Genomic DNA, 22,723 nt, shown 5'->3' on the forward strand with positions numbered 1-22,723 from the left:
GCGGCCCAGCTGAGCGCTTGTGCCCCACGCCTGTCTATGACCTGGGAGGTCATTGAGTGACCCGGGGGTTGCCACTTAGCCTGTTCGCTCCCCGTAGTTCAAGGAGTTTAACAGTGAGAAAAACACTCTGGCGCCTATGCCTGGCCTTGTTCGCCGGCCATGAACTGGACGCCGTGGCCCAAGCCGAGTGGCGCCTGCTGTATGGCTTGCGCGACCTCGATCCGGCACTGGGTCAGCAGTGGTTCATTGCGCTGCATGTACCGCTGTGCGTCGCACTGATGTGGCTGATCGGGCACCCGCGCCAGGCCATGCGCCGGACCAGCCGGCAACTGCTGGCCGCGTTTGCCGTGGTTCACGCCGGGCTGCACTACAACCTTCAGCAGCACCCGCTGTACCTCTTCGACTCGCTGCTGTCGCAAACGCTGATCTTCGCCTGCGGTGCCACCGGCCTGCTCTACCTGATGCTGGACCTGGGCCGGCAACGCTCCCCGTGCAACGACTGATCACCTCCCTGCTCAAGGAACCCACCATGCCCCGTCCCTACCTCGCGCTGCTGACCCTGCTGGCCTTCAGCGCCTACACCCTGTTCACCCTGCTCCAGGCACAGCAGTCGCTGCTGCAATTCGGCATGCAACTGCTGTCGCAACCCGACACTGCACAGGTGGTCATCGACCTGTACTTGATGGCGCTGCTGGCTGGACTGTGGATGCTGCGAGACGCCCGGGCCCGCGGACGCTCGGCGCTGTCGGTGCTGCCCTACCTGCTGCTGACGGCAGTCTTCGTCTCCATCGGCCCGTTGCTGTACATCGTGGTCAACGGCTTTGGCCGAGGCTCGCCCCGCAGCGCCTGAGCGGCACCGGCCTCAGATCAGCCGCTGGATCTGCTTGTGCCGCCAGACCAGCTTGAAGTAGCCGGTCTGCAGCACCAGCATGCTCAGGTAGGCCACCGGGAACGCCATCCATACCCCCTGCAGGCCGAAGTGCGCGTCCAACAGATAGGCCATCGGCAGCTGCACCCCGAGGATGCAGAAAATCGAGATCGCCACCGGCATCAGCACCGTGCCGCTGGCGCGCATGATGCCACCCACCACCGCCTGGAAGCCGAACACCAGGATGCTCCAGAGCATGATGTGCAGCAGGTGTTCGGCCTGCACCAGGGCTGTGGGGTCGATGATGAACAGCCCCAACAGCCAGTGGGAAATCAGGTAGCCGAGCAACACCAGGGCCCCGGTCAGGCACAGGTTGATCGCCAGGCCCGTGCGCAGGATCGGGGTGATGCGCTCCAGGCGCCCGGCGCCGATGGCCTGGGCCCCGAGGATCGACGCGGTGATGGCGATCGACAGCGCCGGGAACTGCACATAGTTGACGATCTGGGTCACCGCGCCGTAGGCCGCCGTGGCCTGGGAACCGTGGCGGTTGACCAGGGCCAGGATCACCAGCTCGGAGAGCGAGATCACCACCATCTGCACCCCGGTGGGCAGGCCGATGCGCAGCACCTTGGCGAGGATCGCCCGGTCCAGCTTCATCGCCGCGAACAGCGCCCGATCCGGCGCCAGGGGATGGGCCCGGCCACTCAAGCGCCAGACCAGGAAACCCATGGCCAGGATATTGCCCACCAGCCCGGCGAAGGCCGCACTTTGGATGCCCATCGGCGGCAGGCCCAGCCAGCCACGAATCAGCGCCGGAGTCAGCAGCAGGCCCACCAGGGTCGACACGATCAGCGCCAGCAGCGGCGACAGGGTATCGCTGACGCCCCGCAGCAACTGGGTAAAGAGCACGAACACCAGCAGCAGCGGCATGATCAGCATCATCACCCGGGCATAGCCCACCGCATCGTCCAACACATCCAGCGGGGTCCCCAGCCCCTGCAATGCCGGCCGCGCAAACAGCATGCCCAGCAGCGCCCCCAGCAGGCCGATCAATGCGCCGAGCAACAGGGTGCTGCCGGCCACCGCCTTGACCGTGCCCAACTCCCGGGCGCCCCAGGCCTGGCCGATCAGCACCGAGGCCCCCGCGCCCAGGCCGATCACCAGGGCAATGAAGAAGAACACGATGGGGAACATCCCCGACACCGCGGCCAACGCCTGGGTCCCCAGCATCTGCCCGATGTAGATGCCGTTGAGCGTGCCGGAGAACGACTGCAGGAAGTTCGACAGCACCATGGGCAAGAGGAAGATCAGGTACACCTGCCAGAGCGGGCGCTGGGCGGGAATCGACATGGGGCAGGCAACCTCGGATCAAGAGGACGAAGGGCCGCGAAGCAGTCCGTGGTACGGGGCTCGCGTCGGTCCTGGAAGGTGCAGCAATGAAGGCCGCACGCGACGCTCCGGCAGCGCAGCGGCCCGAGGTTTGTATCAGCGGTTGACGTCCACCACCACCCGCCCGCGGACCTTGCCTTCGAGCAGTTCGCGGGCGACGGTCAACGCCTCTTCCAGGCCCACTTCGCGGGTGATCCGCTGCAGGTGCTGCTGGTCCACCTCGGCAGCCAGGCGCTCCCAGGCATGCACCCGTTCGTGGTAGGGACGGGTCACGCTGTTGATCCCCAGCAAGCTCACACCCCGCAGAATGAAGGGCGCCACCGAAGCCGGGAAATCCATGCCCTGGGCCAACCCGCAGGCAGCCACCAGACCATCGGCGGCGGTGCCGGCACAGACGTTGGCCAGGGTGTGACTGCCCACCGAATCGATGGCCGCCGCCCAGCGTTCCTTGGCCAGCGGGCGTCCCGGTTCGGACAGTTCGGCACGCTCGATGATACGGCTGGCCCCCAGCGTCTTGAGGTAGTCGGCCTCTTCCGGCCGCCCGGTGGCGGCAATCACCGAGTAGCCCAGGCGCGACAGCAGGCTGATGGCAAAGCTGCCGACGCCGCCGCTGGCACCGGTGACCAGCACTTCGCCGTGCTCGGGGGTCAGGCCGCTGCGCTCCAGGGCGATCAGGCACAGCATGGCGGTGTAGCCGGCAGTGCCGATGGCCATGGCCTGGCGCGCGCTGAAGGCTTCTGGCAGGTGGATCAGCCAGTCCCCCTGCAACCGGGCCTTCTGCGCCAGCCCGCCCCAATGGCTCTCGCCCACGCCCCAGCCATTGAGCAGCACCTGCTCCCCCGGGCGAAAGCGCGGATGGCTGCTGGCTTCGACGGTGCCTGCCAGGTCGATTCCGGGGACCATGGGAAACTGCCGCACCACCGGGCTTTTGCCAGTGATCGCCAGGCCGTCCTTGTAGTTCAGGGTGCTGTAGGCCACCCGCACCGTGACATCACCTGCCGGCAGTTGCACCTCCTCCAGTTGGCTCAGATGGGCGCGATAACCTGCAGTGTCTTTGTCGATCACAATGGCCTTGAACATCACGGACTCCTGTTGGCAAGGGAGGCTGCAGCGCTGGCTGCAACGGCGTAGAACGCGAACGCGCCATCCTACGCAAGCCTTAGGAAGGCGTCCATGAACACCCCCCGCCCGCCGCAGAATTGCTCCGCTGGCCGGGCCGGTGCTGCCGGTCATTGATCCGCCCTCACCCCAGTCCCCGCCGGCGACGCTCGCAATGGCCCGGGCCGCACCCAGCGTCCCCTATCGCAACGAAGCCCAGCGCGACTGGCCTGCCAGAACGGCGATGAGGGGCCTATCGGGCGTGGCAAAAACGCAGCATGCAGCGTTACCATGCCGCGGTGTTTCTACCCTGACCGAACGGATTCTCGACCTTGTCTCACCTACTGGAAAAAGCCGCCGCACGCGGCGATCTCGCGGCCATCGAGCGCCTCCTTGATGCTGGCGCGGACCTTGAATGGCAGCACAAGGGCACCGGCCGCACGGCCCTGCTGGCCGCCACTATCGCCGGGCACCGGCCGGCCGTGGCGCTGCTGCTGGCACGCGGCGCGAATGTCCAGCAACCGTGCAAGGCCCTGGGCTACAGCCCCCTGGCCTGGGCCGCCAGCCAAGGTGATAGCGCCATGGCCGAGTTGCTGATAGCCCATGGCGCAGCGCTCGAACACGCCAGCCCCGAACTGCAACGCACTGCCCTGATGAACGCCGCCCAGGCCGGGCACGAGGCAATGCTGAGCTTGCTGCTCAAAGCCGGCGCCGATCCCCAGCGCCTGGACTTCCAGCAGCGCAATGCCTGGTCCCTGGCCGAAGAGAAGGGCCATACCCAGATCATGCAACAGCTGGCGCAGGCCGGTGCCGGAGCGCCGCCAGCGTCCGCGGCGGTCCCTTGCCTGCCCTGGCCGCCACTGGCACCAGGCGATGACAACAGTGGCGATCCGGTCACCCAGGTGCGGGCCTATACCCTGGCGCTGGAGGCCTGGGAACAACGGGGCAATGCCCTGGGCCACAAGGCTGTCGACGCGGCCTTCTGGGCCGAACCGCAACAGCTCCTCGAACGTTTCTGCACCCTGCGGCCGCGGGCCTACCCCCGAGCCTCCTACGGTTACCCCACAACCTACTCCGAGGCCGACCAACTAATGGGCTGCCAGCTGCTCAAGCCCGCCCAGGCCGAAGTGCTGATGCGTGATCCAGCCTCCCGGACGCTGTGCTACGAGCATCGCTTCCTGGTCAAACGGGTCGCGGGGCAATGGCGCATCGACAGCGTCAAGCGGCGCCTGGCCGGCACCCCGAAATGGACCAACGCGATTCTGTGACGCCCCTGCAACTTGCACGCCCCTCTCACCTTTCAGGACCTGTCCCCATGAAATACGACGACGCCTCCTGGCACTACGGCGGCGACTTTCCCGACGACCTGCCCACCACGGCCGGAGCCACCCACATCGGCCTGTTCCTGGCCTGGATGCTGATCAACGACTTTGCCAGCGAGGAGCTGCTGGACGATGTCGAAGAGGAGATCCGCCAAGTCCAGGCCCGCACCCTCGATGGCCGCGAGTTCCTGTTGCGGATACTGGATGAAAAGCTCAGCGACGGCGATTTCAACGACGAAGGCAATGCCTTTGCCCTGGCCTACTACAAGGGGCGGGACAGCGGTCGGTTTTCCAGCGACTACGAACAGATCCTGGCTCCCGAGCCGGGCACCCTCTACCGGGTGGAAAACAGCTGGAGCAACTACGACCGGCTGGCATCGGTGATGGACGAGCGACTTGCACACTGGCGCGCCACGGGGCGAGCGCAGTACATCGACTGAGCGCCGGACGCCGGCAATTGTGGTTAAATGCCGCCCCCGAAAATCGCCGGTTACCGTGATGACCCCTCAAGCCCTCGCCACCCTCAACCAGCACTTGCTAACCGCCCTGGCCACCGCGCCCACCGAAACCCGGCGCCTGTTCCATGGCCGCGGCCGCTGCTGGCCGGGGCTGGAGCAACTGACCGTGGACTGGCTGCAAGGGGTACTGCTGGTGTCCCTGTTCAAGGCGCCGGAGCCTGAACAACTCGCGGCCCTGAAGCTGCTGCTGGTGGAGCTGGGCGACTCCGCGCAATGGGCCGCCAGCGGCGCCCGCAGCCTGATGCTGCAACACCGCTACCTGCCCGACAGCCATGGCGAATGGCTGCTGGGCCCGCCGGTGGATTCCTGCACCATCACCGAGGAAGGCCTGCGCTACCAGGTGGACCTGGGCAGCAAGCAGAACAACGGGCTGTTCCTCGACATGCGCTACGGGCGCAACTGGGTCCGGGCCCATGCCCGGGGCCAGAACGTGCTCAACCTGTTCGCCTACACCTGCGGCTTCTCGGTAGCAGCGATCGCTGGCGGTGCCGAGCGAGTGGTCAACCTCGACATGTCCCGAGCGGCCCTGAGCCGTGGCCGCGACAACCACCGGCTCAATGGCCACGACACCAGCCGGGTGAGTTTTCTCGGCCATGACCTGTTCAAGTCCTGGAGCAAGGTCAAGCAAGGTGGCCCTTACGACCTGGTGATCATTGATCCGCCATCGTTCCAGAAAGGCAGCTTTGTCCTGGGCAAGGACTATGCCCGGGTCCTGCGGCGCTTGCCGGAGTTGCTGACAGCCAACGGCTGCGTGCTGGCCTGCATGAACGACCCGGCGTTTACCGTGGAGTTTCTGCTGGAGGGCATGGCCGAGGCAGCGCCGGGGTTGCGTTTTGAACAGCGGCTGGAGAACCCGCCGGAGTTTCCCGATGCCGATCCGCAATGTGGGCTCAAGGCGCTGGTGTTTCGTCAGGGGGAATAGAGGGGCCATCGCTGCTGGGAAGGGGCCGGAAGATCAAAAGCCAAAGCCAAGGTGCGCAGGCCGGCTCCTTGTAGCCGCTGCCGAAGGCTGCGAACGAGCGCTCGCGCTCGCAAAACCAGGCGGCGCGGTGGTTCAGGAACATTGGGGAGGCAGGTTTAGCGTCTCCTGCGACGGAGTGCCGCCCAGAGCGGTCGCAGCCTGCGGCAGCGGCTACATGTAACGCGAACGGCGATGAAACAGGCCGGCCGGCAGGCCGCCGTCAGATGTTGATCTTGCTCTGGCTTTTGATCTTGATCTGAACGCCCCGTTAACCACGATGGCCGAACGCAGGCATTGAGCCGTGGGTAACCCGACAGGGATGCCGGGTTAGCCGCCACCCGGCCATGGATGGCCGGTGGCGGCGGCCCACGGATCAATGCCGGAGTGAGGGCATGCCGAGCCTAGGCGAGGCACCGAGTGGAGGGGCAAAGCCCTTTGGTTACTTTGGGGCCCCAAAGTGACTCGCCGTAAGGGCGAAACCGCCAGCCGCCACACCCGCAGCAACGGATATGCCCCCCAAAAAATCCCCAAAGCCCCCGCTCTTCCTCACAACCCCATCCGATACTCAATAACCCCAGGCTTGTGCGCCACCCAGTCATACAACCTCTGCGCACGCTTGTTGCTCTCCTGGGTATGCCAATACAAGCGCCCACACCGCTGTTCCCGGGCAAAGGCCTGCACCCACTCGATCAACAGTTTCCCCGCACCACTGCCCCGCACTGCCGGTGCGACATACAGGTCCTCCAGATAACAGAAGTCGGTTACCGCCCAGGTCGAACGGTGCAACACCGAGTTGACGAAACCGATCAGCTCATCACCCTGCACCGCCACCGCTGAAAACACCGGCTCTTGCGGATCGCAGAAACGCTCGAAGGCAACCACACTGACCTGCTCATCCAGCGTCACCTGATAGAAATCCTGATACGCCAGCCACAACTGCAACCACTGCTGATAATCGCCAGGCTGAATCGGTCGTATCGTCACTGCGTGTTGTTGATCACTCATTGCACTCTCCTGTTGAAAACCCACTCCAGACGTCAACCCCTGGATGGTGAGGAGCGCCAGCTTATGGTTTGAGTGGAGGGCTTGATCAGTCCAGTTCAATCGAAAGGAGCAGACCACTTTTGCCAGCGCCCTCGAACCTCACACCTCGGGCTGCTGATGGGTCACGCAGTGGATTCCCCCGCCTCCCGCCGCGATGGCGTCAATGTCCAACTGCACCACTTGCCGCCCGGGGTACAGGCTCTCCAGCAGGGCCAGGGCCTTGGTATCCGCCGCCGGATCGCCGAACTGCGGGGCAATCACCGCGCCATTGATCACGAAGTAGTTGATGTAGCCCGCGGCAAAATCGTCGTTGCCCCGGCTGAAGCGCGTCTTGCGCGGGTTCAGCGGCGGCGACAGGGTGTGAAGCTGCAGCTTGCGGCCATCGGCATCGGTGGCATTGCGCAGGATCTCCAGGTGCTTGAGGGTCACCTGGTGGTCGTAGGAGTCCGGGTCGTTGTCGAGGTTGGCCACCACCACCCCGGGCCTGACGAAACGTGCATAGAAGTCGACATGGGCATCAGTGATGTCCCGGCCCTTGATCCCCGGTAGCCAGATGATCTTGCGCAAGCCGAGACAAGCCTTGAGTTCAGCCTCCACCTCGGCCTTGCTCCAACCCGGGTTGCGGTTGCTGTTGATCCAGCTGCTTTCGGTCATGATCCCGGTGCCGTGGCCATCCACCTCGATACCGCCCCCCTCGCCTACCAGCTCGCTGCGCAGGTACCGGGCATCGGCGGCGTCGGCCATTTGCCTCGCCAGCCGGGCATCCCGGGCGTGGCGCTGCTTGTTGCCCCAGCCATTGAAGTTGAAGTCCACCGCGCCCAGTTGGCCCTGGGCGTTGGTGACGAAGTTGGCGCCGATATCGCGCATCCAGATATCGTCCAGCTCGGTGATCACGTAGCTGATGTTGTGCGTCCCGCACAGTGTTTCGGCCAGGTCGCGCTCCTCTTCACGACAGAACAGGGTCAGGGGTTGATGGACGGCGATGGCGCGGGCGATGCGCCCCTGGGCTTGCTGGACATCAGAGGTGAAGTCTTCCCAGATCGCGTCCTGGGCGCCAAAGGCCATGAAGGCCCGCTGCTGGCGGTCGCCTTCGTCAGGCAGGTACCAGTCGTCCTGCTCCTGGGCTCGGGCTTGGCGGGAGCCCAGGCCCAGGCTGGTCATGGCGGTGATTGCGACCAGCAGCGAGGCCTGTTTGATAAGTACACGTCGGGTGGGCATGGGGCAATTCTCTGGGTGGGGTTTGCTGAAGGGGGTACAAAAGCAGGCGAGGTGCTCACGGGCGCCTTCGCGGGCAAGCCTGTTCCTACCCGGACAATGTAGGAGCCGACTTGCCGGCGAACCGCACCGCGGCCTGCCGGCCCGGGTTCAGGGGCTTGGTGCTGTCGCGGTCTTGAACTTGGTCCAGGCGCGCATTCGGGCGCGCATGTCGGCCTGTGGGATGTCCCGGCCGGGGATCAGGCGTTCGAAGCTGGCTTGATCCGGGTAGATGTCCGGGTTGTCGCGCATCTGCGGATCGACAGCGGGCCGGGCCTTGGCATTGGCCGTGGGATAGCCGGTGGAGTTGCTGATGGCCGCCATGTTCTCCGGGCGCATGACGAAGTTGATAAAGGCATAGGCGTACTCCGGGTGCCGGGCGTCCTTGGGGATCGCCATGGTGTCCATCCACACCGTGGTGCCTTCACGGGGGATGCGGTACTGGAAGTCGACCTTTTTCCCCGCGGCATCGGCAGCGCGCTGGGCCTGGGTCATGTCGCCGCTGTAACCCAGAGACAGGCACAGATTGCCGTTGACCAGGTCGGTCACTGGCTGCGACTGGAACTTGCGGATGTAGGGCCGCAGCTTCCCCAGCAGTTCGCCGGCGGCCTGCAGATCCGCCGGCTTGGCGCTGCGCGGTTCACGCCCGAGGTAGTTGAGCGCCACCGCCAGCACTTCATCCGGCGAGTCGATGACCGAGATTCCGCAATCGGCAAACTTGCTCGCCAGCTCCGGCTTGAACAACAGGTCCAGGCTGTTCACCGGGGCATTGGGCAGGCGCTCGGCGACCTGCTGTGCGTTGTAGGTCAAGCCGATGGTGCCCCAGGTGTAGGGCACCGTCGCCTGGCTGGCGCGGGGGTACTGGGTCCGCAGTTTTTGCAGACCGGGCTCGATGTCGTCCAGGCCGCTCAGCTTGCTCGGGGCCAGGGTCTGCAGGCTGCCGGCGCGCATCAGCCGTTCGGCCACGGTGTCGCCGGGGAAGATCAGGTCGTAGCCGCTGCCGCCCGTCATCAGCTTGGCTTCCAGCACTTCGCTGCCTTCCATGACGTCGTAGATCACCTTGATCCCGGTTTCGGCGGTAAAGCGACTCAGGGTATCGGCGGCGAAATAGTCGGCCCAGTTGTACAGGCGCAGGGTCTTGTCCTCGGCTTCGGCCCGGGCCTGGGTCGATACCAGGGTCGCGGCGAGCAACCAGCCGAGTGCCTGCAAGCGGGGTTTGCCAGTCGGTTGCATATCATGCCTCCCGGGTATTCCAGTGGGGGTGGATGCGTTGTCCATCGAGGCTCAGCAGGGGGCCGTACATCTCCGGGCGCCGGTCACGGAAGATGCCCCAGGTGCGGCGCTCTTCGGCCATGGCCGCAAGGTCCAGGCTGTGCAACAGCACGCCGTCGGTCGTGCGATCAGCCGCGGCCAGCAGGCTGCCCTTGTGATCGCAGATAAAGGACGAGCCATAGAAATCCATATGCAGCGTCGGATCGCTGGTGGCCACTTCGCGGCCGATGCGGTTGGCCGCTACCACGGGCAGCAGATTGGCCGCAGCATGGCCGCGCATGGTCATCTGCCAGTGGTCCCGGGAATCAAGATCGGCCGCTCCCGGCTCAGAACCGATGGCGGTGGGAAACAGTAATACCTCGGCCCCTTGCAACGCCAGGCAGCGGGCGGTCTCGGGAAACCACTGGTCCCAGCAGATGCCGATCCCCAGGCGTCCGTAAGCCGTATCCCAGACCCGGAAACCGGTGTCGCCTGGGCTGAAGTATTCCTTCTCCTGATAACCCACCGCGTTGGGGATATGGGTCTTGCGGTACACCCCCAACAGGCGTCCGTCAGCGTCGGCGACGCTGAGGGAATTGAAGTAGGCCGTGCCGGCCCGCTCAAACCAGCTCAGGGGCAGCACCACCCCCAGCTCCCGGGCCAGGGCGGCGAAGCGCTTGAGTACCTGGCTGCCGGCATAGTCCTCGGCCAGGGCCAGGTGCTGGTGCTGTTGCTCGATGCAGAAGTACGGCGTGGCGAACAGTTCCTGCAGGAGGATGACCTGGGCACCTTGGGCCGCCGCTTCCCGCACCCGTTGTTCGGCGCGATCGAGGTTGCCTGGCAAGTCCCAGGTACAGGGCATCTGGACGGTAGCGACGATCAACGGGCTCATGCCAGCACCTCCAGCGGCCACAGCGGCTGCTGCTGGGTGATGCAGTGCACGCCACCGCCGCCGTGGGCCAGGTGGTTGATCCGTACCGGCACCACTTCCCGCCCGGGAAAAGCCCGGGACAACACCTGGGCCGCCGCTTGATCGGCAGCGATGCCGTAGGCCGGCATGATCACCGCGCCATTGGCCAGGTAGAAGTTGGTGTAGGACGCGCAGAACACCTCGGCCCGAGCATCCACCGCAGCACTGGCTTCGAACAGTTCGATCAGTTCGAAGCTGCGCCCCTGGGCATCCCGGGCCAGCTCCAAGGCCCGGCGGTTCTCGCGCACCACTTCGGCGTACACCGACTCCTGATCGTGGGTAGCATCCACCAACAACACCGCTGGGCGCGCGAAGGCGCACACCCCGTCGACATGGCCATCAGTCATGTCACCGGTGACATGGTCCGGGTCACCCGGCAGCCAGATGGTTTTCTGCACCCCCAGCAAACGGCTGAAGACGTCCTCGATCTCGGCCTTGCTCAGGCCCGGGTTGCGATTGGGGTTGAGCAGCACCGACTCGGTGGTGATCAGGGTGCCCTCGCCGTCCACATGGATGGCACCGCCTTCGTTGGCCAGCGGGCTACCGAAACTGGGCAGCCCCAGCTCGTCGAGCAGGCGCCGAGCCAGGCTTCGATCCAGGTCGTGAGCCGATTTTTCACCCCAGGCATTGAAGCGCCAACTGACCCCGGCCAGGCCTTGCTGCGGATGACAGATAAAACTCGGTCCGGAGTCGCGGCACCAGCTGTCATTCACCGCCTGGGCAATCAGCTCGACATTGTCGCCACACAGCGTGCGGGCACTGTCCAGAGCCACCGGGTCCACCACCAGTTTCACCGGCTCGAAACGGGCAATGGCATTGGCCACCCGCGCAAAATCCGCCTGCACATCGGCCAGGGTCACGCCCCAGACCGACTCCCACAGGGCCTGATTGTGGGGCCAGACCATCCAGGTCGCGGCCTGGGGCGCCCACTCGGCGGGCATCCTCCAACCCTGGGTTTGATGGTGATTGCTGAACATGGGCGCTGCACCTCTGAAGTAAGGTTTTTTTATCAATCGACCAACAGGGTCGAACCATTGCGCCCATGCTATGACTTTGAAAAACCCTCAACAAACGATAGATTTAGCGCAATTCTGATCAGCAAGGCTTATCAATCATGTTGAAACACTGGCCTCCCCTGAATGCCCTGCGCGGTTTCGAAGCCGCCGCGCGCCTGGGCAGTTTCCACAAGGCCGCGCAAGAGCTGCACCTCACCCAGTCGGCCATCAGCCAGCAGATCCGCAGCCTGGAAACCTTCCTCGAACAGCCGCTGTTCCACCGCAGCGGCCGCAGCGTCACCCTCACCGATGCCGGGCATGACCTGCGCAGCACCACCCAGTCGCTGCTGCAACAACTGGCGGTGGGCATCCGTCGCCTCGAGCAGTACCGCAAGCCCAATCAGTTGGTGGTCAATACCAGCCCAGCCTTTGCCCGTCACTGGTTGCTGCCACGCCTGGGGGAGTTCCATCGCCTGCACCCCGAGGTGGACCTGTGGCTGTTCACCAGCTTCGAACCGCCGGACATGAGCACCCAGACCATCGACCTGACCCTGCGCGACGACCTCAGCGCCCAGGCCGAGTGCAGCTACCTGGAGCTGTACCACGACCGTCTGTACCCGGCCTGTCACCCGTCCCTGCTGGAGCAGCCCCAGGAGCTACGCACCACCTTGCATGGCGAACGGGAAATGGACTGGAGCCACTGGGTGGTGGAAGGCGGTACAGACATCGGCCAGCGCAGCAACGGCCTGAATTTTTCCGATCCCGGGTTGCTCCTGGACGCCGCCTGCTCCGGCCATGGGATTGCCCTGGTCAGCCAGTTGCTGGCGCAACAGGCCCGCCGTCAGGCCCTGCTGGTGCCCCTGTGCGAACAGAGCGTGCGCGGCCCGACCTGGGCCTGGCTGGTTCATCGGGACAGCGAGAGCAGTGCACTGACCCGAAGCTTCTGTGAGTGGTTGCAAGCAGCACTGCTGCGCGGCAACGAGGACGCGGTGTGACCCCGCCCGCCCGGCGCCCGGAGGCATTGCCCAGCGCCAGCGAGTGGCAGCCCAGGCAACGCCTGAGCACGCGGCGCCTGGGCTCTAGCGGTTACCGGCGCCGCTGCACCGTGGTTTTTTCTTGACAGTGAAAAATCCCACCCGCTATTGTCTGACAACCTGACTACCAAGGTTTCTCCATGCTCGAACTCCAGCGTCCCGACTCTCTCGTTGTGCGTGTGGTCAATGCGATCCGTACCGAGATCGACTCCGGCCGCCTGGCTCCCGAGTCGCGCCTGCCCACTGAACAGCAACTGGCCGAGCAGCTGAATGTCAGCCGCTCGGTGGTGCGCGAAGCCATTGCCCAGCTCAAGGCCGATGGCGTGCTGATCGCCCGGCGCGGCCTGGGGTCGTACATTTCCAAGACCCCGGCCGGCACGGTGTTCCGCTTCCCCCAGGCCGATGGCCGCCTGCCGGATCTGGCGCAGATGTTCGAGATGCGCCTGTGGATCGAAACCCAGGCTGCGTCGATTGCCGCCCAGCGCCGCGATGCCGCCGATCTGCAGCGCATGCAGCAAGCCCTGCAGGAAATGCACGACAAGCGCAGCGATTTCGAAGCCGCGGGGTTGGCGGACGTGGAGTTTCACCGGGCCATCGCCGAGGCCAGCAAGAACGACTACTTCGTGGCCTTCCATGATTTTCTCCGCAGCCAGCTAACCAGCGCCCGCAAGGCCGCCTGGGAAAACTCGGCGCGGCGCCAGGTCGGCGGTTCCGCCGATGCCACCCAGGAACACCAGGCGCTGTACCAGGCCATTGCCGCCGGTGATCGCCAGGCCGCCGCCGCTTGTGCCGATGCTCACTTGCGTGCCGCGGCCAAGCGCCTGGACCTGGAGCTGCCAACCCTCGACTGACACCTGCAACACGCTTCAAGCCGCAAGCGCTAGCCTGCGGTTTTTTATCGGAACACTTAGTCTGACAACCTGATAACCAGACTTGAAACCGTTTGATCCAAGGTACCCAGAACCATGATTTATGACTTTTGCATCATCGGCGGCGGCATCGTCGGACTGGCCACGGCCATGGAAATCCTCAAGCGCCAGCCGGGCGCCTCGCTGGTGATCCTGGAAAAGGAAAATGTCCTGGCCCGGCACCAGACCGGTCACAACAGCGGGGTGATCCACGCCGGTATCTACTACGCGCCGGGCAGCCTCAAGGCCGACCTGTGCAAGCGCGGCGCCGAGGCCACCAAGCAGTTCTGCAGCGAGCACGGAATCAAGTTCGAGGTCTGCGGCAAGGTGCTGGTAGCGTCCAACGCCCTGGAAATGCAGCGCATGGAAGCCCTGTACCAGCGCTCACAACAGAACGGCCTGAAGGTGGAGCGCCTGGACGCCGAGCAACTGCGTCAGCGTGAGCCGAACATCGTCGGCCTCGGCGGGCTGTTCCTCGACGCCACCGGCATCGTCGACTACCGCGAAGTCTGCGAAACCATGGCCCGGGTGATCCGCCGCGACGGTGGAGAAATCTGCCTCAGCCAGACCGTGACCGCGATCCAGGAAAACGCCGACAGCGTCACGGTCAACAGCCATGGCGGCAGCTGGCAGGCGAAGAAACTGGTGGTCTGTGCCGGCCTGCAATCGGATCGCCTGGCGACCCTGGCCGGGGTGAAGATCGACCACCAGATCATCCCCTTCCGCGGCGAATACTTCCGCCTGCCGGCCTCGAAGAACAACATCGTCAATCACCTGATCTACCCGATCCCCGACCCGGAGCTGCCATTCCTCGGCGTGCACCTGACCCGCATGATCGATGGCAGCGTCACCGTCGGCCCCAATGCGGTGCTGGGCCTGGGCCGGGAGAACTACAAGAAGTTCTCCATCAACTGGCGCGACGTGGCGCAGTACGCCAGCTTCCCCGGGTTCTGGAAAACCATCTGGCAGAACCTGGGTTCCGGCACCACGGAGATGAAGAACTCGCTGTTCAAGTCCGGCTATCTGGAGCAGTGCCGCAAGTACTGCCCGTCCCTGGAAGTCTCCGACCTGCTGCCCTACGAGGCGGGGATTCGCGCCCAGGCAGTGATGCGTGACGGCAGCCTGGTGCACGACTTCCTGTTCGCCCAGACCCCACGCATGTTGCACGTATGCAACGCGCCCTCGCCCGCCGCCACCTCGGCGATTCCCATTGGTTCGATGATTGCCGACAAGATTTTCCAGGCCGACTGAAACACAGGCGCGGCACGCCTTGTTGCACAGCGCAGCTGCGCTGTCTGCGGGGCCCCGTGCCGCCGGAATACCCCTCGGCAGTCCCTTTGGGGCACACCGAGCAAGACCCGCGTCAACTCGACAATAAATACAATGATCCAAGAGGATGTACACAATGACCGCAGTTGAAACCGGCATTACTGCAGCGGAAACCCCACAACAAACCCAGAAACGCCTGCGCAAGGTCGCGGCGGCCACCATCTTCGGCTCGATGCTGGAGTGGTACGACTTCTACCTCTACGCCACCATGGCGGCCATCGTCTTCTCGAAGATCTTCTTCGATAACAGCAACCCGAAAAGCGCCACGCTGATGGCCTTCTCCACCTTTGCCATCGGCTTTATCGCCCGTCCCTTCGGCGGCATCCTGTTCGGCTACCTGGGGGACAAGTTCGGCCGCAAGCAGGTGCTGGTGCTGACCTTCTGCCTGATGGGCGTGTGCACCGCACTGATTGGCCTGATCCCCAGCTACGCCTCCATCGGCATCTGGGCACCGATCCTGCTGGTGGCGATCCGCATCATCCAAGGCCTGGGGGCCGGCGCCGAACTGTCGGGCGCGGCGGTCACCTCCTATGAACACGCCAGCGAAGGCAAACGCGGCAGCCAAGGTGCCTGGCCGGCGCTGGGGCTGAACCTGGGCCTGCTGCTGTCGTCGCTGACCATTTACCTGTTGACCATCAACGGCAACGAGTTCCTGCTGGCCGGCGGCTGGCGCATTCCGTTCGTCTGCAGCATCGTCCTGGTGGCGGTGGGCCTGTGGGTGCGCAACAGCATTCCGGAAACCCCGGAGTTCAAGGAGCTGAGCAAGGAAAGCCAGAAGGCCAAGGCCTCGCCCCTCAAGGCACTGTTCAAGAACGACCTCAAGGGCCTGGCGGTGGTGTTCTTCGTCGCCATCGGCTACAACGCCCTGAGCTACATCTTCAAGACCTTCTCCCTGGCCTACCTGACCCAGTACAAGAACGTCGATGTGCACGTCACTTCGCTGTCGGTGACCATCGCCAGCCTGATTGCCATCGTCGCCGTGCCCTTCTTCGGCTGGCTCTGCGACAAGTGGAGCAGCAAGACCGTGCTGATTCTGGGCGGGGTGTTCTCGCTGCTGTTCGCCTACCCGTTCCTGGCCCTGCTCAATACCGGCGAGAGCCTGATGATCTACATCGCCATCGGTGTCGGCACCGGCATCCTGGCACCGATGATGTTCGCACCTCAGGGTTCATTCCTCAGCCGCCAGTTCCCCACCGCGACCCGCTCCTCGGGCTTTGGCACAGGGCGCGAGATCGGCACCGCGATTGCCGGCGGCCTGGCGCCACTGGGCGCCCTATCCCTGGTGACCGCCTCGACCACTCACTCCACCGACGGCGTGGTGATCATCCTCGCGGTCGCCGCCGTGCTGGTGATGGTGTTTGCCCTCTTCGACCAGGGGCGCAAGCACTCGGCGTTCAAGAACTGACAACCCGTTGAGTCACCCAGGGGCGGCTCAGGCCAGCAGCACCTCAATCCCCAACTGGCGATAACCTTCGATATCCACCTCTGGCACTTCCTGCTCGGTCACCAGCCGCTGCAGGCGGTTGCACGGTGCGACCACAAAGGGCTCCATGGCGCCGAGTTTGTCGGCGGTGGTCACGGCGATGACTTCGGCGGCGCTGTCGAACATCGCCTGCTTGATCGGCACTTCATCGAAATGCAGGGAGCTGATGCCGATCTCCGGATGAATCGCACAGACCCCGGTGAACATCAGGTCGGCCTTGATCCCCTGGATCATCCGCAGTGCTTCATGGCCGCTGGCGGACAGGGTGGCCGGGTTGAGCTGGCCGCCCACGAGAATCACCTTGACCCCGGGGTATTCGGCCAGGGCCACGGCAATCATTGGCGAAGCGGTGACTGCGGTCAGGCGGATATCGGCCGGCAGGGACTGGGCGATATGCAAGGTGGTAGAGCCGGAATCGAACAGCACCGTCTGGCCGTCCCGCACCCATTGCACGGCAAACTGCGCCAGACGCAGTTTCGCCTCGTTGGTTTCGCCGACCCGCGTGAAGTAGTCCTTGCCGCTGTCCTTGGGTCGCGGCAGCGCACCGCCATGCACCCGCTGCACCAGGCCATTGGCATCCAGCTCGGCGAGGTCGCGGCGGATGGTGTCTTCTGAAACCGCGAAGTGCCGGCTCAGCTCAGCGGCCATGACCTTGCCGTCGCGCTCCAGCAGTAGAAGGATCTTTTGTCGACGCAGGGAGGGCAGTTCGGCTGCCGGGTGCAGGTTTTGCATGTTCTTGCCCGTTTTTGCGTGTTTTCGCGAGATTAGCCAAGCCCTCTCGCGAAAACAAGCAGCCGCGCTCAGGAGATCAATTGTGGGGGCCGTGCGTTGTACAGCGCCGCCTCACCCAGGCGCTCGCGCACCAGGGCCTGGGCCTGCCGGGTCATCTGGTCCAGGTGCCGGTCGCGCTTCTTCTCCGCTTCCAGCATGGCCTTGCGCCCGTGCTGGGCCAGCAGGTAGCTGTGAATCTGCCGCACTTCCACCGATTGGTAGATCGGCGCCACGTCCAGTACCGCCAGCAGGCCATCGCTGCCATGGTCTCGGGTATTCATCAGCACTTGCGGACCGCGGGCGCCCAGCAGCTGAAAGCCCAGGGCCTCGAAACACTCCACTTTGGTCACGTGACAGGCCAGCTCGGCATGGGGATAGCGGGCACGCAGCGCCTCCAGCATCTGCCGGGCAATGCCCTGGCGCCGATGGTTTTGCCGCACCGCCATATAGGCCACGGCACAGGCCTGGGGATCGTCCTTGAGCGGCAGGTACAGGGTGAAGCCCAGCACCTGCTCAGGGTCCTGAGTGTCGGTGGCCACCACCAGCTCTACCGCGATCCCCCGGGAACCGTCCATGGCCTGCAGGTACAGGTGCACTTCGTAGCCGACGCCGTACTGGTACAGGTTGTACAGCGGATTGCTCGGGGCAATGGCCACCGCGCTGATGTCGGTGATGTAGTCCACGACCATTTGCTGGATCTGGCTCTGGATGGCTTCGGGCGGCGGGGCTTGGAACAGGGTGATGCTGGACATCGAGACAGTGACTCCGAGGGTTGAGGCGTGCCCGCAACGGCGGGCGCGGCAATCATACCGCGTCACGGCAAGGCACAGGCAGCCAACAAGATGCTTGAGTCGGGCTCAAGCCTCGTTGAGAAAGATACGGAGATGCTGTTTCAGAGGTACCGGCAAGACCGGCCAGTTGCGACGACATCAGGGATATCGCCGCAACCCATGCAAGATACGGCTGCACGGTGGCAGCCGCTGCGCCCCATCCGACGAACGCGGACGGGGCCGAGGCTTACAGCGCCATGTCGGCCGCTGGGTTGCTCTCTGGCTTGGCCATGCTGGCCGGAGCCTGAGGTGCAGCGCCCTTGACCGCTGGTGGCGGGGTCAGTTGCAGCACTTCGGCGGTGTAGGCCCACTCTTTGGCCACACGCTCGGGGCTGTCGTTCAGGGCGGTGCCGTAGCTCGGTACGATCTGCTTCAGCTTCTCTTGCCAGGCTGGCGTCGCGACCTGGTCCTTGAAGACTTTCTGCAGCACGCTGAGCATGATCGGCGCGGCGGTCGAGGCACCTGGGGAGGCGCCCAGCAGACCGGCGATGCTGCCGTCCTGGGAAGCGACGATCTCGGTGCCCAGTTTCAGCACGCCGCCCTTCTCTTCGTCACGCTTGATGATCTGCACGCGCTGACCGGCCTGCCACAGGCGCCAGTCTTCTTGCTTGGCGTTGGGGAAGTATTCCTTCAGGGCGTTGAAGCGGTCGTCATCCGACAGCATCAGTTGGCCGGCCAGGTATTCCACCAACGGGTACTGTTCGATACCGACTTTGGTCATCGGCCAGAAGTTGTGGGTGGTGGTGCTGGTCAGCAGGTCGAAGTACGAACCTTCCTTGAGGAACTTGGTGGAGAAGGTAGCGAATGGGCCAAACAGGATGACCCGCTTGCCGTCCAGTACGCGAGTGTCCAGGTGCGGAACCGACATCGGCGGAGCGCCCACCGAAGCCTTGCCGTAGGCCTTGGCCAGATGCTGCTCGGCAACGCTGGCGTTCTCGGTCACCAGGAACGAGCCACCCACCGGGAAGCCGGCGTATTCGTTGGCCTCAGGAATGCCCGACTTCTGCAGCAGGTGCAGGGCACCGCCGCCGGCGCCGATGAACACGAATTTGGCGTCGGTTTCGGTTTTCGAACCGTCCTTGAGGTTCTTGTAGGTCACGCGCCACGAACCGTCTTCATTGCGCTCGATGTCCTGCACTTCGCTGGACAGCTTGAGGGCAAAGTTCGGCTGGGCTTGCAGGTGAGCGACGAACTGGCGAGTGATCTCGCCGAAGTTGACGTCGGTGCCGATCGGGCTCCAGGTCGCAGCGATCTTCTGCGCCGGATCACGACCTTCCATCATCAGTGGCACCCACTTCTTGATCTGCTCGGCGTCTTCGGAGTACTGCATGCCGCTGAACAGCGGGCTGGCCTGCAGGGCCTCGTAGCGTGCCTTGAGGAACTTGATGTTGTCATCGCCCCAGACAAAGCTCATGTGCGGCGTGGAGTTGATGAACGAACGCGGGTTCTTCAGCACACCGTTCTTGACCTGCCACGACCAGAACTGGCGGGAAATCTGGAACGCTTCGTTGATCTCGATGGCCTTGGCGATCTCGATCTTGCCGTCCTTGCCTTCCGGGGTGTAGTTCAGCTCAGCCAGGGCGGAGTGACCGGTACCGGCGTTGTTCCAGCCGTTGGAGCTTTCTTCAGCCACGCCATCCAGGCGCTCGACCATCTCCATGGACCAATCGGGCTGCAGCTCATTGAGCCAGACCCCGAGGGTCGAACTCATGATGCCGCCACCGATCAGCAGCACATCCACTTTCTTCGGCTCAGCCGCGTGCGCGGACGTGAGGCCTATCGACATCGCCAGCCCGATCAGGGCCGTGTTCACTTTCTTCAACATTCTGTAGTACCTACGATAGAACGCCATCCGCCGCCCCATCCTCGATCCTGCGAACTCAGTGCATTGCGAAACAGGCATTTCGCAGGCCCTGGATGAGCGCATTCAAAAGAACTGGAGGGTGGGCACACAAGGCCGACGAGACTGGCTCGACCTCAGTTTTATATCGCTCCGGCGCTGACTTCTTGTCGTTTTTGGCTTCAGCTACTTGAGTGACACTTGTTTCTCAGGACACGTCACGGGACGTAGACCAACGGGCAATGACGCCCCACTCCTTTCACCGACACCGGACTCGATTCGACGCACAACACTGACACCCGTCTACACGGGGCCAGCAGGACAAAGAAGGGTCGGGGTCAACCAAAGGAGGTAGACGAACACTGCCTGACATTGCATTCGGCGAGTTTGCCCAGACACTCCCACGCGCTTGCAAGGACCCGAACAGGCCACTTGAAGCAAAGCATAGGGGAGGTATTTCTGCACAAACGATGAACCGATTCAGCGCAAGAATATCATTACGGCATCAGCCTGTCTTGGCCGGAGCGGCTGCCCTGGCCCTCGAAAAAACCGCGACGCACTACGACACTCGCCACAATCAATGCGTCACAAAGCCGCTGGCCGGTCGCTACGCCTCGGCACTGCACTGAGCCTTGGCGGTCAGCAATGGCACAGGCATCATGACCGGCCGCAAGACCTGCCAGACCATCGTCAAGGACAAGAAGAACAACCATGCACGAGACTTCCCTGCAAGACACCACCGCCCCCGAGGGCGTCTGTTTCGGCTGCGGCAGCAGCAACCACCACGGCCTGCAGATCAAGAGCCACTGGCATGAAGACGGCGTGCATGTGATCGCCGAGCACCTGCCGCAATCCCAGTACTGCGGCTGGCCGGACCTGGTCTACGGCGGCCTGATCGCCATGCTGGTGGACTGCCACTCCAACTGGACCGCCATGGCCTACCACTACCGTAACGAACAACGGGAACCGGGCAGCCTGCCGCGCATCGACTGCGTCACCGGCAACCTGGGCATCAAGTTCATCAAGCCCACGCCCATGGGCGTGCCGCTGACCCTGCGGGCCCGGGTCGACGGCGACGTGGGCCGCAAGAGCCGGGTGATCTGTGAGGTGTATGCCGGCGATGTACTGACCGCCATTGGCGACTCGGTGTTTGTTCGGGTCGATACCGGACAGCTGGCCGCCGCCGCTCATGGTCGTGAAAGCTGATCGGACAGCAGCCTCGCCCCTGAAATTGGCAGGCGTGCCCCGCCACTCCTGCCCCTCCAGAGCGCCATGACCGGCGAGGACTTCAGCACTCACATACAACGATTGCGATCCTCCGGCGCGCCCCTGTAGTATTGAGAACGATTCACACTCACATCTCGGCAGGCAACGGTGCATTCATCTTCGAGCAACAAGCTGGGCTTCTTTTTCAGCGACCATCACCGTTGGCTGCTGCAGCATATTCACAGGCGCCTGGGCAATCGCGCCGACGCCGAAGACACCGCCGCCGACACCTTCTGCCAGTTGCTCGCGGCAGAGGTCGACCCGGACAGCATCGAGCAGCCACGGGCCTACTTGTCCACCATCGCCAGGCGTTTGATGTTCGATCGCCATCGCCGACGCCAGTTGGAGCAGGCCTACCTGCAGCGCTTGTCTGCCCTGCCGGAACTGCTGGCACCCTCCCCCGAAGAGCAGTTGCTGCTGGTCGAGGCCCTGGTGGCCATCGACCGGGCGCTGGACGGCCTGCCACTGATCGTTAAGACCGCGTTTCTCTACAGCCAGCTCGATGGCCTGAGCTACGTGGCCATCGCCCGCAAGCTGGAGTTGTCCGAACGCACCGTCAGCCGCTACATGAAGCAGGCCTTGCGCCAGTGCTACCTGAGTGAGCTGGCCCTGTGAGCCGGCAACCCCTGGACCCGTTGACCGAGCAGGCCATCGACTGGATGGTGCGGCTGCGCGCCGGTGATCCGGACCCGCGCCTGGAACAAGCCCTGGCCACCTGGCTGGCCAGCGATCCGGCCCACGCCCAGGCCTGGAATCACCTGCAAGAACGGCTTGGCACATCATTCAATACCTTGCGTGCTCTTGATCGACGCGTGCCCGGGCAGGCTGGCGAAGCCCGACAACTGCTGCTCAGCCCCCGCCGCTCTCGGCGCCAACTGTTGCGCGGCCTGGCCGGACTCGGCCTGCTGGGCGGCGGCCTGTGGCTGGGCGCCCAGACTCGGTATGGCGAAACCCTGCTGGCGGATGTCAGCACCGGCCGCGGCCAGCGTCGGGACGTCACCCTGGCCGACGGCAGCCACCTGAGCCTGAACGCCGACAGCGCCGTGGACCTGCGCTTCGACGACCAGCAACGGCTGGTGATCCTGCGCCATGGCCAGTTGCTGATTCAGGTTGCCGCCGACCCGCGGCGACCACTGCGAGTGCGCAGCGCCCAGGGCCAGGTCCAGGCCCTGGGCACCCGTTTCCTGGTGAGCCAGGAAGCCAGCGCCACCCGGGTCGTCGTGCTGGAGCACTCGGTGCGGCTGCGCCTGCTGACGGGCGATGAACGCGATCTGCAACAGGGGCAGGCCGCCCTGCTGCACCCCGAACGTATCGAACTGCTGGAGCAGGATCAGCGGTATCGCGGCGATTGGCTCAACGGTCGCCTCAACGTGCTGAATGACTCCCTGGAGCAGGTGGTCGCAGCCCTACGCCCTTACTGTCGGGGCTACGTGCGGGTAGCCCCTTCGGTCAGCCATCTACGGGTGCAGGGCGTGTTCCCTCTGGATCAGCCGGAACGGGCCCTCAGCGCCCTGGCGGAGACCCTGCCGATCAGGATCGATCGCTACAGCCCCTGGCTCACACTGATCCGCCCCCGCAACCAAGAATGAATA

Annotated in this window: 22 protein-coding genes; 12 read left to right on the forward strand and 10 right to left on the reverse strand. The window is 64.3% G+C overall.

Annotation, left to right across the window (positions count from 1 at the left end; translation table 11 throughout):
• Positions 1–113: 113 nt before the first annotated feature.
• A complete protein-coding gene (locus J5M73_RS07570) occupies positions 114–503 on the forward strand; it encodes a DUF6713 family protein (RefSeq protein ID WP_102864293.1) in 390 nt (129 codons plus the stop codon).
• A 26-nt stretch (positions 504–529) separates the two neighbouring features.
• Positions 530–850, forward strand: a complete 321-nt coding sequence (locus tag J5M73_RS07575; protein ID WP_159897965.1) for a DUF2834 domain-containing protein — start codon at positions 530–532, stop codon at positions 848–850.
• 12 nt (positions 851–862) lie between these two features.
• Here J5M73_RS07575 and J5M73_RS07580 read toward each other — a convergent pair whose 3' ends face one another.
• Positions 863–2,218 (reverse strand): MATE family efflux transporter, encoded by a 1,356-nt coding sequence (locus tag J5M73_RS07580; RefSeq protein ID WP_207167532.1) that lies wholly within the window; start codon positions 2,216–2,218, stop codon positions 863–865.
• A 135-nt stretch (positions 2,219–2,353) separates the two neighbouring features.
• Positions 2,354–3,337, reverse strand: coding sequence for an MDR family oxidoreductase (locus J5M73_RS07585; RefSeq protein WP_102864290.1), 984 nt, complete (start codon positions 3,335–3,337; stop codon positions 2,354–2,356).
• Between the two features lie 350 nt (positions 3,338–3,687).
• Here J5M73_RS07585 and J5M73_RS07590 point away from each other — a divergent pair, with 350 nt between their 5' ends.
• From J5M73_RS07590 to J5M73_RS07600, 3 genes are read left to right on the forward strand one after another with little or no spacing between them, the layout of a single operon-like run.
• On the forward strand, positions 3,688–4,623 hold the full coding sequence (locus tag J5M73_RS07590; RefSeq protein WP_207815277.1) for an ankyrin repeat domain-containing protein: 936 nt from the start codon (positions 3,688–3,690) through the stop codon (positions 4,621–4,623).
• A gap of 47 nt (positions 4,624–4,670) precedes the next feature.
• Positions 4,671–5,117, forward strand: a complete 447-nt coding sequence (locus J5M73_RS07595; RefSeq protein ID WP_102864288.1) for a hypothetical protein — start codon at positions 4,671–4,673, stop codon at positions 5,115–5,117.
• Positions 5,118–5,175: 58 nt separating this feature from the next.
• Positions 5,176–6,117 (forward strand): class I SAM-dependent methyltransferase, encoded by a 942-nt coding sequence (locus J5M73_RS07600; protein ID WP_102864287.1) that lies wholly within the window; start codon positions 5,176–5,178, stop codon positions 6,115–6,117.
• Positions 6,118–6,702: 585 nt separating this feature from the next.
• Here the strand turns inward: J5M73_RS07600 and J5M73_RS07605 are convergent.
• The 5 genes from J5M73_RS07605 to J5M73_RS07625 all read right to left on the reverse strand — a co-directional run bounded on the left by J5M73_RS07605 (position 6,703) and on the right by J5M73_RS07625 (position 11,652).
• Positions 6,703–7,161 carry a GNAT family N-acetyltransferase gene (locus tag J5M73_RS07605; RefSeq protein WP_102864286.1) on the reverse strand — a complete coding sequence of 153 codons (459 nt, stop codon included), beginning with the start codon at positions 7,159–7,161 and terminating at the stop codon, positions 6,703–6,705.
• Positions 7,162–7,299: 138 nt separating this feature from the next.
• The gene (locus J5M73_RS07610) at positions 7,300–8,418 is read right to left on the reverse strand and encodes an agmatine deiminase family protein (RefSeq protein ID WP_207815278.1); all 1,119 of its coding nucleotides are present in this window, start codon (positions 8,416–8,418) and stop codon (positions 7,300–7,302) included.
• 147 nt (positions 8,419–8,565) lie between these two features.
• Positions 8,566–9,687, reverse strand: a complete 1,122-nt coding sequence (locus J5M73_RS07615; RefSeq protein WP_207815280.1) for an extracellular solute-binding protein — start codon at positions 9,685–9,687, stop codon at positions 8,566–8,568.
• A gap of 1 nt (position 9,688) precedes the next feature.
• Positions 9,689–10,597, reverse strand: a complete 909-nt coding sequence (gene aguB / locus J5M73_RS07620; RefSeq protein WP_207815281.1) for an N-carbamoylputrescine amidase — start codon at positions 10,595–10,597, stop codon at positions 9,689–9,691.
• Positions 10,594–11,652, reverse strand: coding sequence for an agmatine deiminase family protein (locus J5M73_RS07625; protein ID WP_207815282.1), 1,059 nt, complete (start codon positions 11,650–11,652; stop codon positions 10,594–10,596). The genes aguB and J5M73_RS07625 overlap by 4 nt, the downstream gene beginning before the upstream one ends.
• A 137-nt stretch (positions 11,653–11,789) precedes the next feature.
• Here J5M73_RS07625 and J5M73_RS07630 point away from each other — a divergent pair, with 137 nt between their 5' ends.
• From J5M73_RS07630 to J5M73_RS07645, 4 genes are all read left to right on the forward strand, one after another.
• A complete protein-coding gene (locus J5M73_RS07630) occupies positions 11,790–12,665 on the forward strand; it encodes a LysR family transcriptional regulator (protein ID WP_207815283.1) in 876 nt (291 codons plus the stop codon).
• A 179-nt stretch (positions 12,666–12,844) separates the two neighbouring features.
• Positions 12,845–13,555, forward strand: coding sequence for a FadR/GntR family transcriptional regulator (locus tag J5M73_RS07635; protein ID WP_102864280.1), 711 nt, complete (start codon positions 12,845–12,847; stop codon positions 13,553–13,555).
• A 114-nt stretch (positions 13,556–13,669) separates the two neighbouring features.
• Positions 13,670–14,863, forward strand: coding sequence for an L-2-hydroxyglutarate oxidase (lhgO, locus tag J5M73_RS07640; protein WP_115582175.1), 1,194 nt, complete (start codon positions 13,670–13,672; stop codon positions 14,861–14,863).
• 154 nt (positions 14,864–15,017) lie between these two features.
• A complete protein-coding gene (locus J5M73_RS07645) occupies positions 15,018–16,346 on the forward strand; it encodes an MFS transporter (protein ID WP_207815284.1) in 1,329 nt (442 codons plus the stop codon).
• A 27-nt stretch (positions 16,347–16,373) separates the two neighbouring features.
• Here the strand turns inward: J5M73_RS07645 and J5M73_RS07650 are convergent, their stop codons facing one another.
• The 3 genes from J5M73_RS07650 to mqo form a co-directional block, all read right to left on the reverse strand.
• On the reverse strand, positions 16,374–17,156 hold the full coding sequence (locus J5M73_RS07650; protein WP_102879901.1) for a DeoR/GlpR family DNA-binding transcription regulator: 783 nt from the start codon (positions 17,154–17,156) through the stop codon (positions 16,374–16,376).
• A 68-nt stretch (positions 17,157–17,224) separates the two neighbouring features.
• Complete coding sequence (locus J5M73_RS07655; protein WP_207815285.1) at positions 17,225–17,947, reverse strand: GNAT family N-acetyltransferase; 723 nt, start codon at positions 17,945–17,947, stop codon at positions 17,225–17,227.
• A gap of 265 nt (positions 17,948–18,212) precedes the next feature.
• Positions 18,213–19,850 (reverse strand): malate dehydrogenase (quinone), encoded by a 1,638-nt coding sequence (gene mqo, locus J5M73_RS07660; RefSeq protein WP_102864275.1) that lies wholly within the window; start codon positions 19,848–19,850, stop codon positions 18,213–18,215.
• A gap of 726 nt (positions 19,851–20,576) precedes the next feature.
• Between mqo and J5M73_RS07665 the strand changes: the two genes are divergently transcribed.
• From J5M73_RS07665 to J5M73_RS07675, 3 genes are all read left to right on the forward strand, one after another.
• The gene (locus J5M73_RS07665; protein ID WP_102864274.1) at positions 20,577–21,071 is read left to right on the forward strand and encodes a thioesterase; all 495 of its coding nucleotides are present in this window, start codon (positions 20,577–20,579) and stop codon (positions 21,069–21,071) included.
• 168 nt (positions 21,072–21,239) lie between these two features.
• Complete coding sequence (locus J5M73_RS07670; RefSeq protein WP_102864273.1) at positions 21,240–21,746, forward strand: sigma-70 family RNA polymerase sigma factor; 507 nt, start codon at positions 21,240–21,242, stop codon at positions 21,744–21,746.
• Positions 21,743–22,720 carry a FecR domain-containing protein gene (locus tag J5M73_RS07675; RefSeq protein WP_115582170.1) on the forward strand — a complete coding sequence of 326 codons (978 nt, stop codon included), beginning with the start codon at positions 21,743–21,745 and terminating at the stop codon, positions 22,718–22,720. Before J5M73_RS07670 ends, J5M73_RS07675 begins: the two co-directional genes overlap by 4 nt.
• Positions 22,721–22,723: the final 3 nt, after the last annotated feature.

The organism is Pseudomonas sp. 50_B (assembly GCF_017491625.1).
Taxonomy (GTDB): domain Bacteria; phylum Pseudomonadota; class Gammaproteobacteria; order Pseudomonadales; family Pseudomonadaceae; genus Aquipseudomonas; species Aquipseudomonas danubii.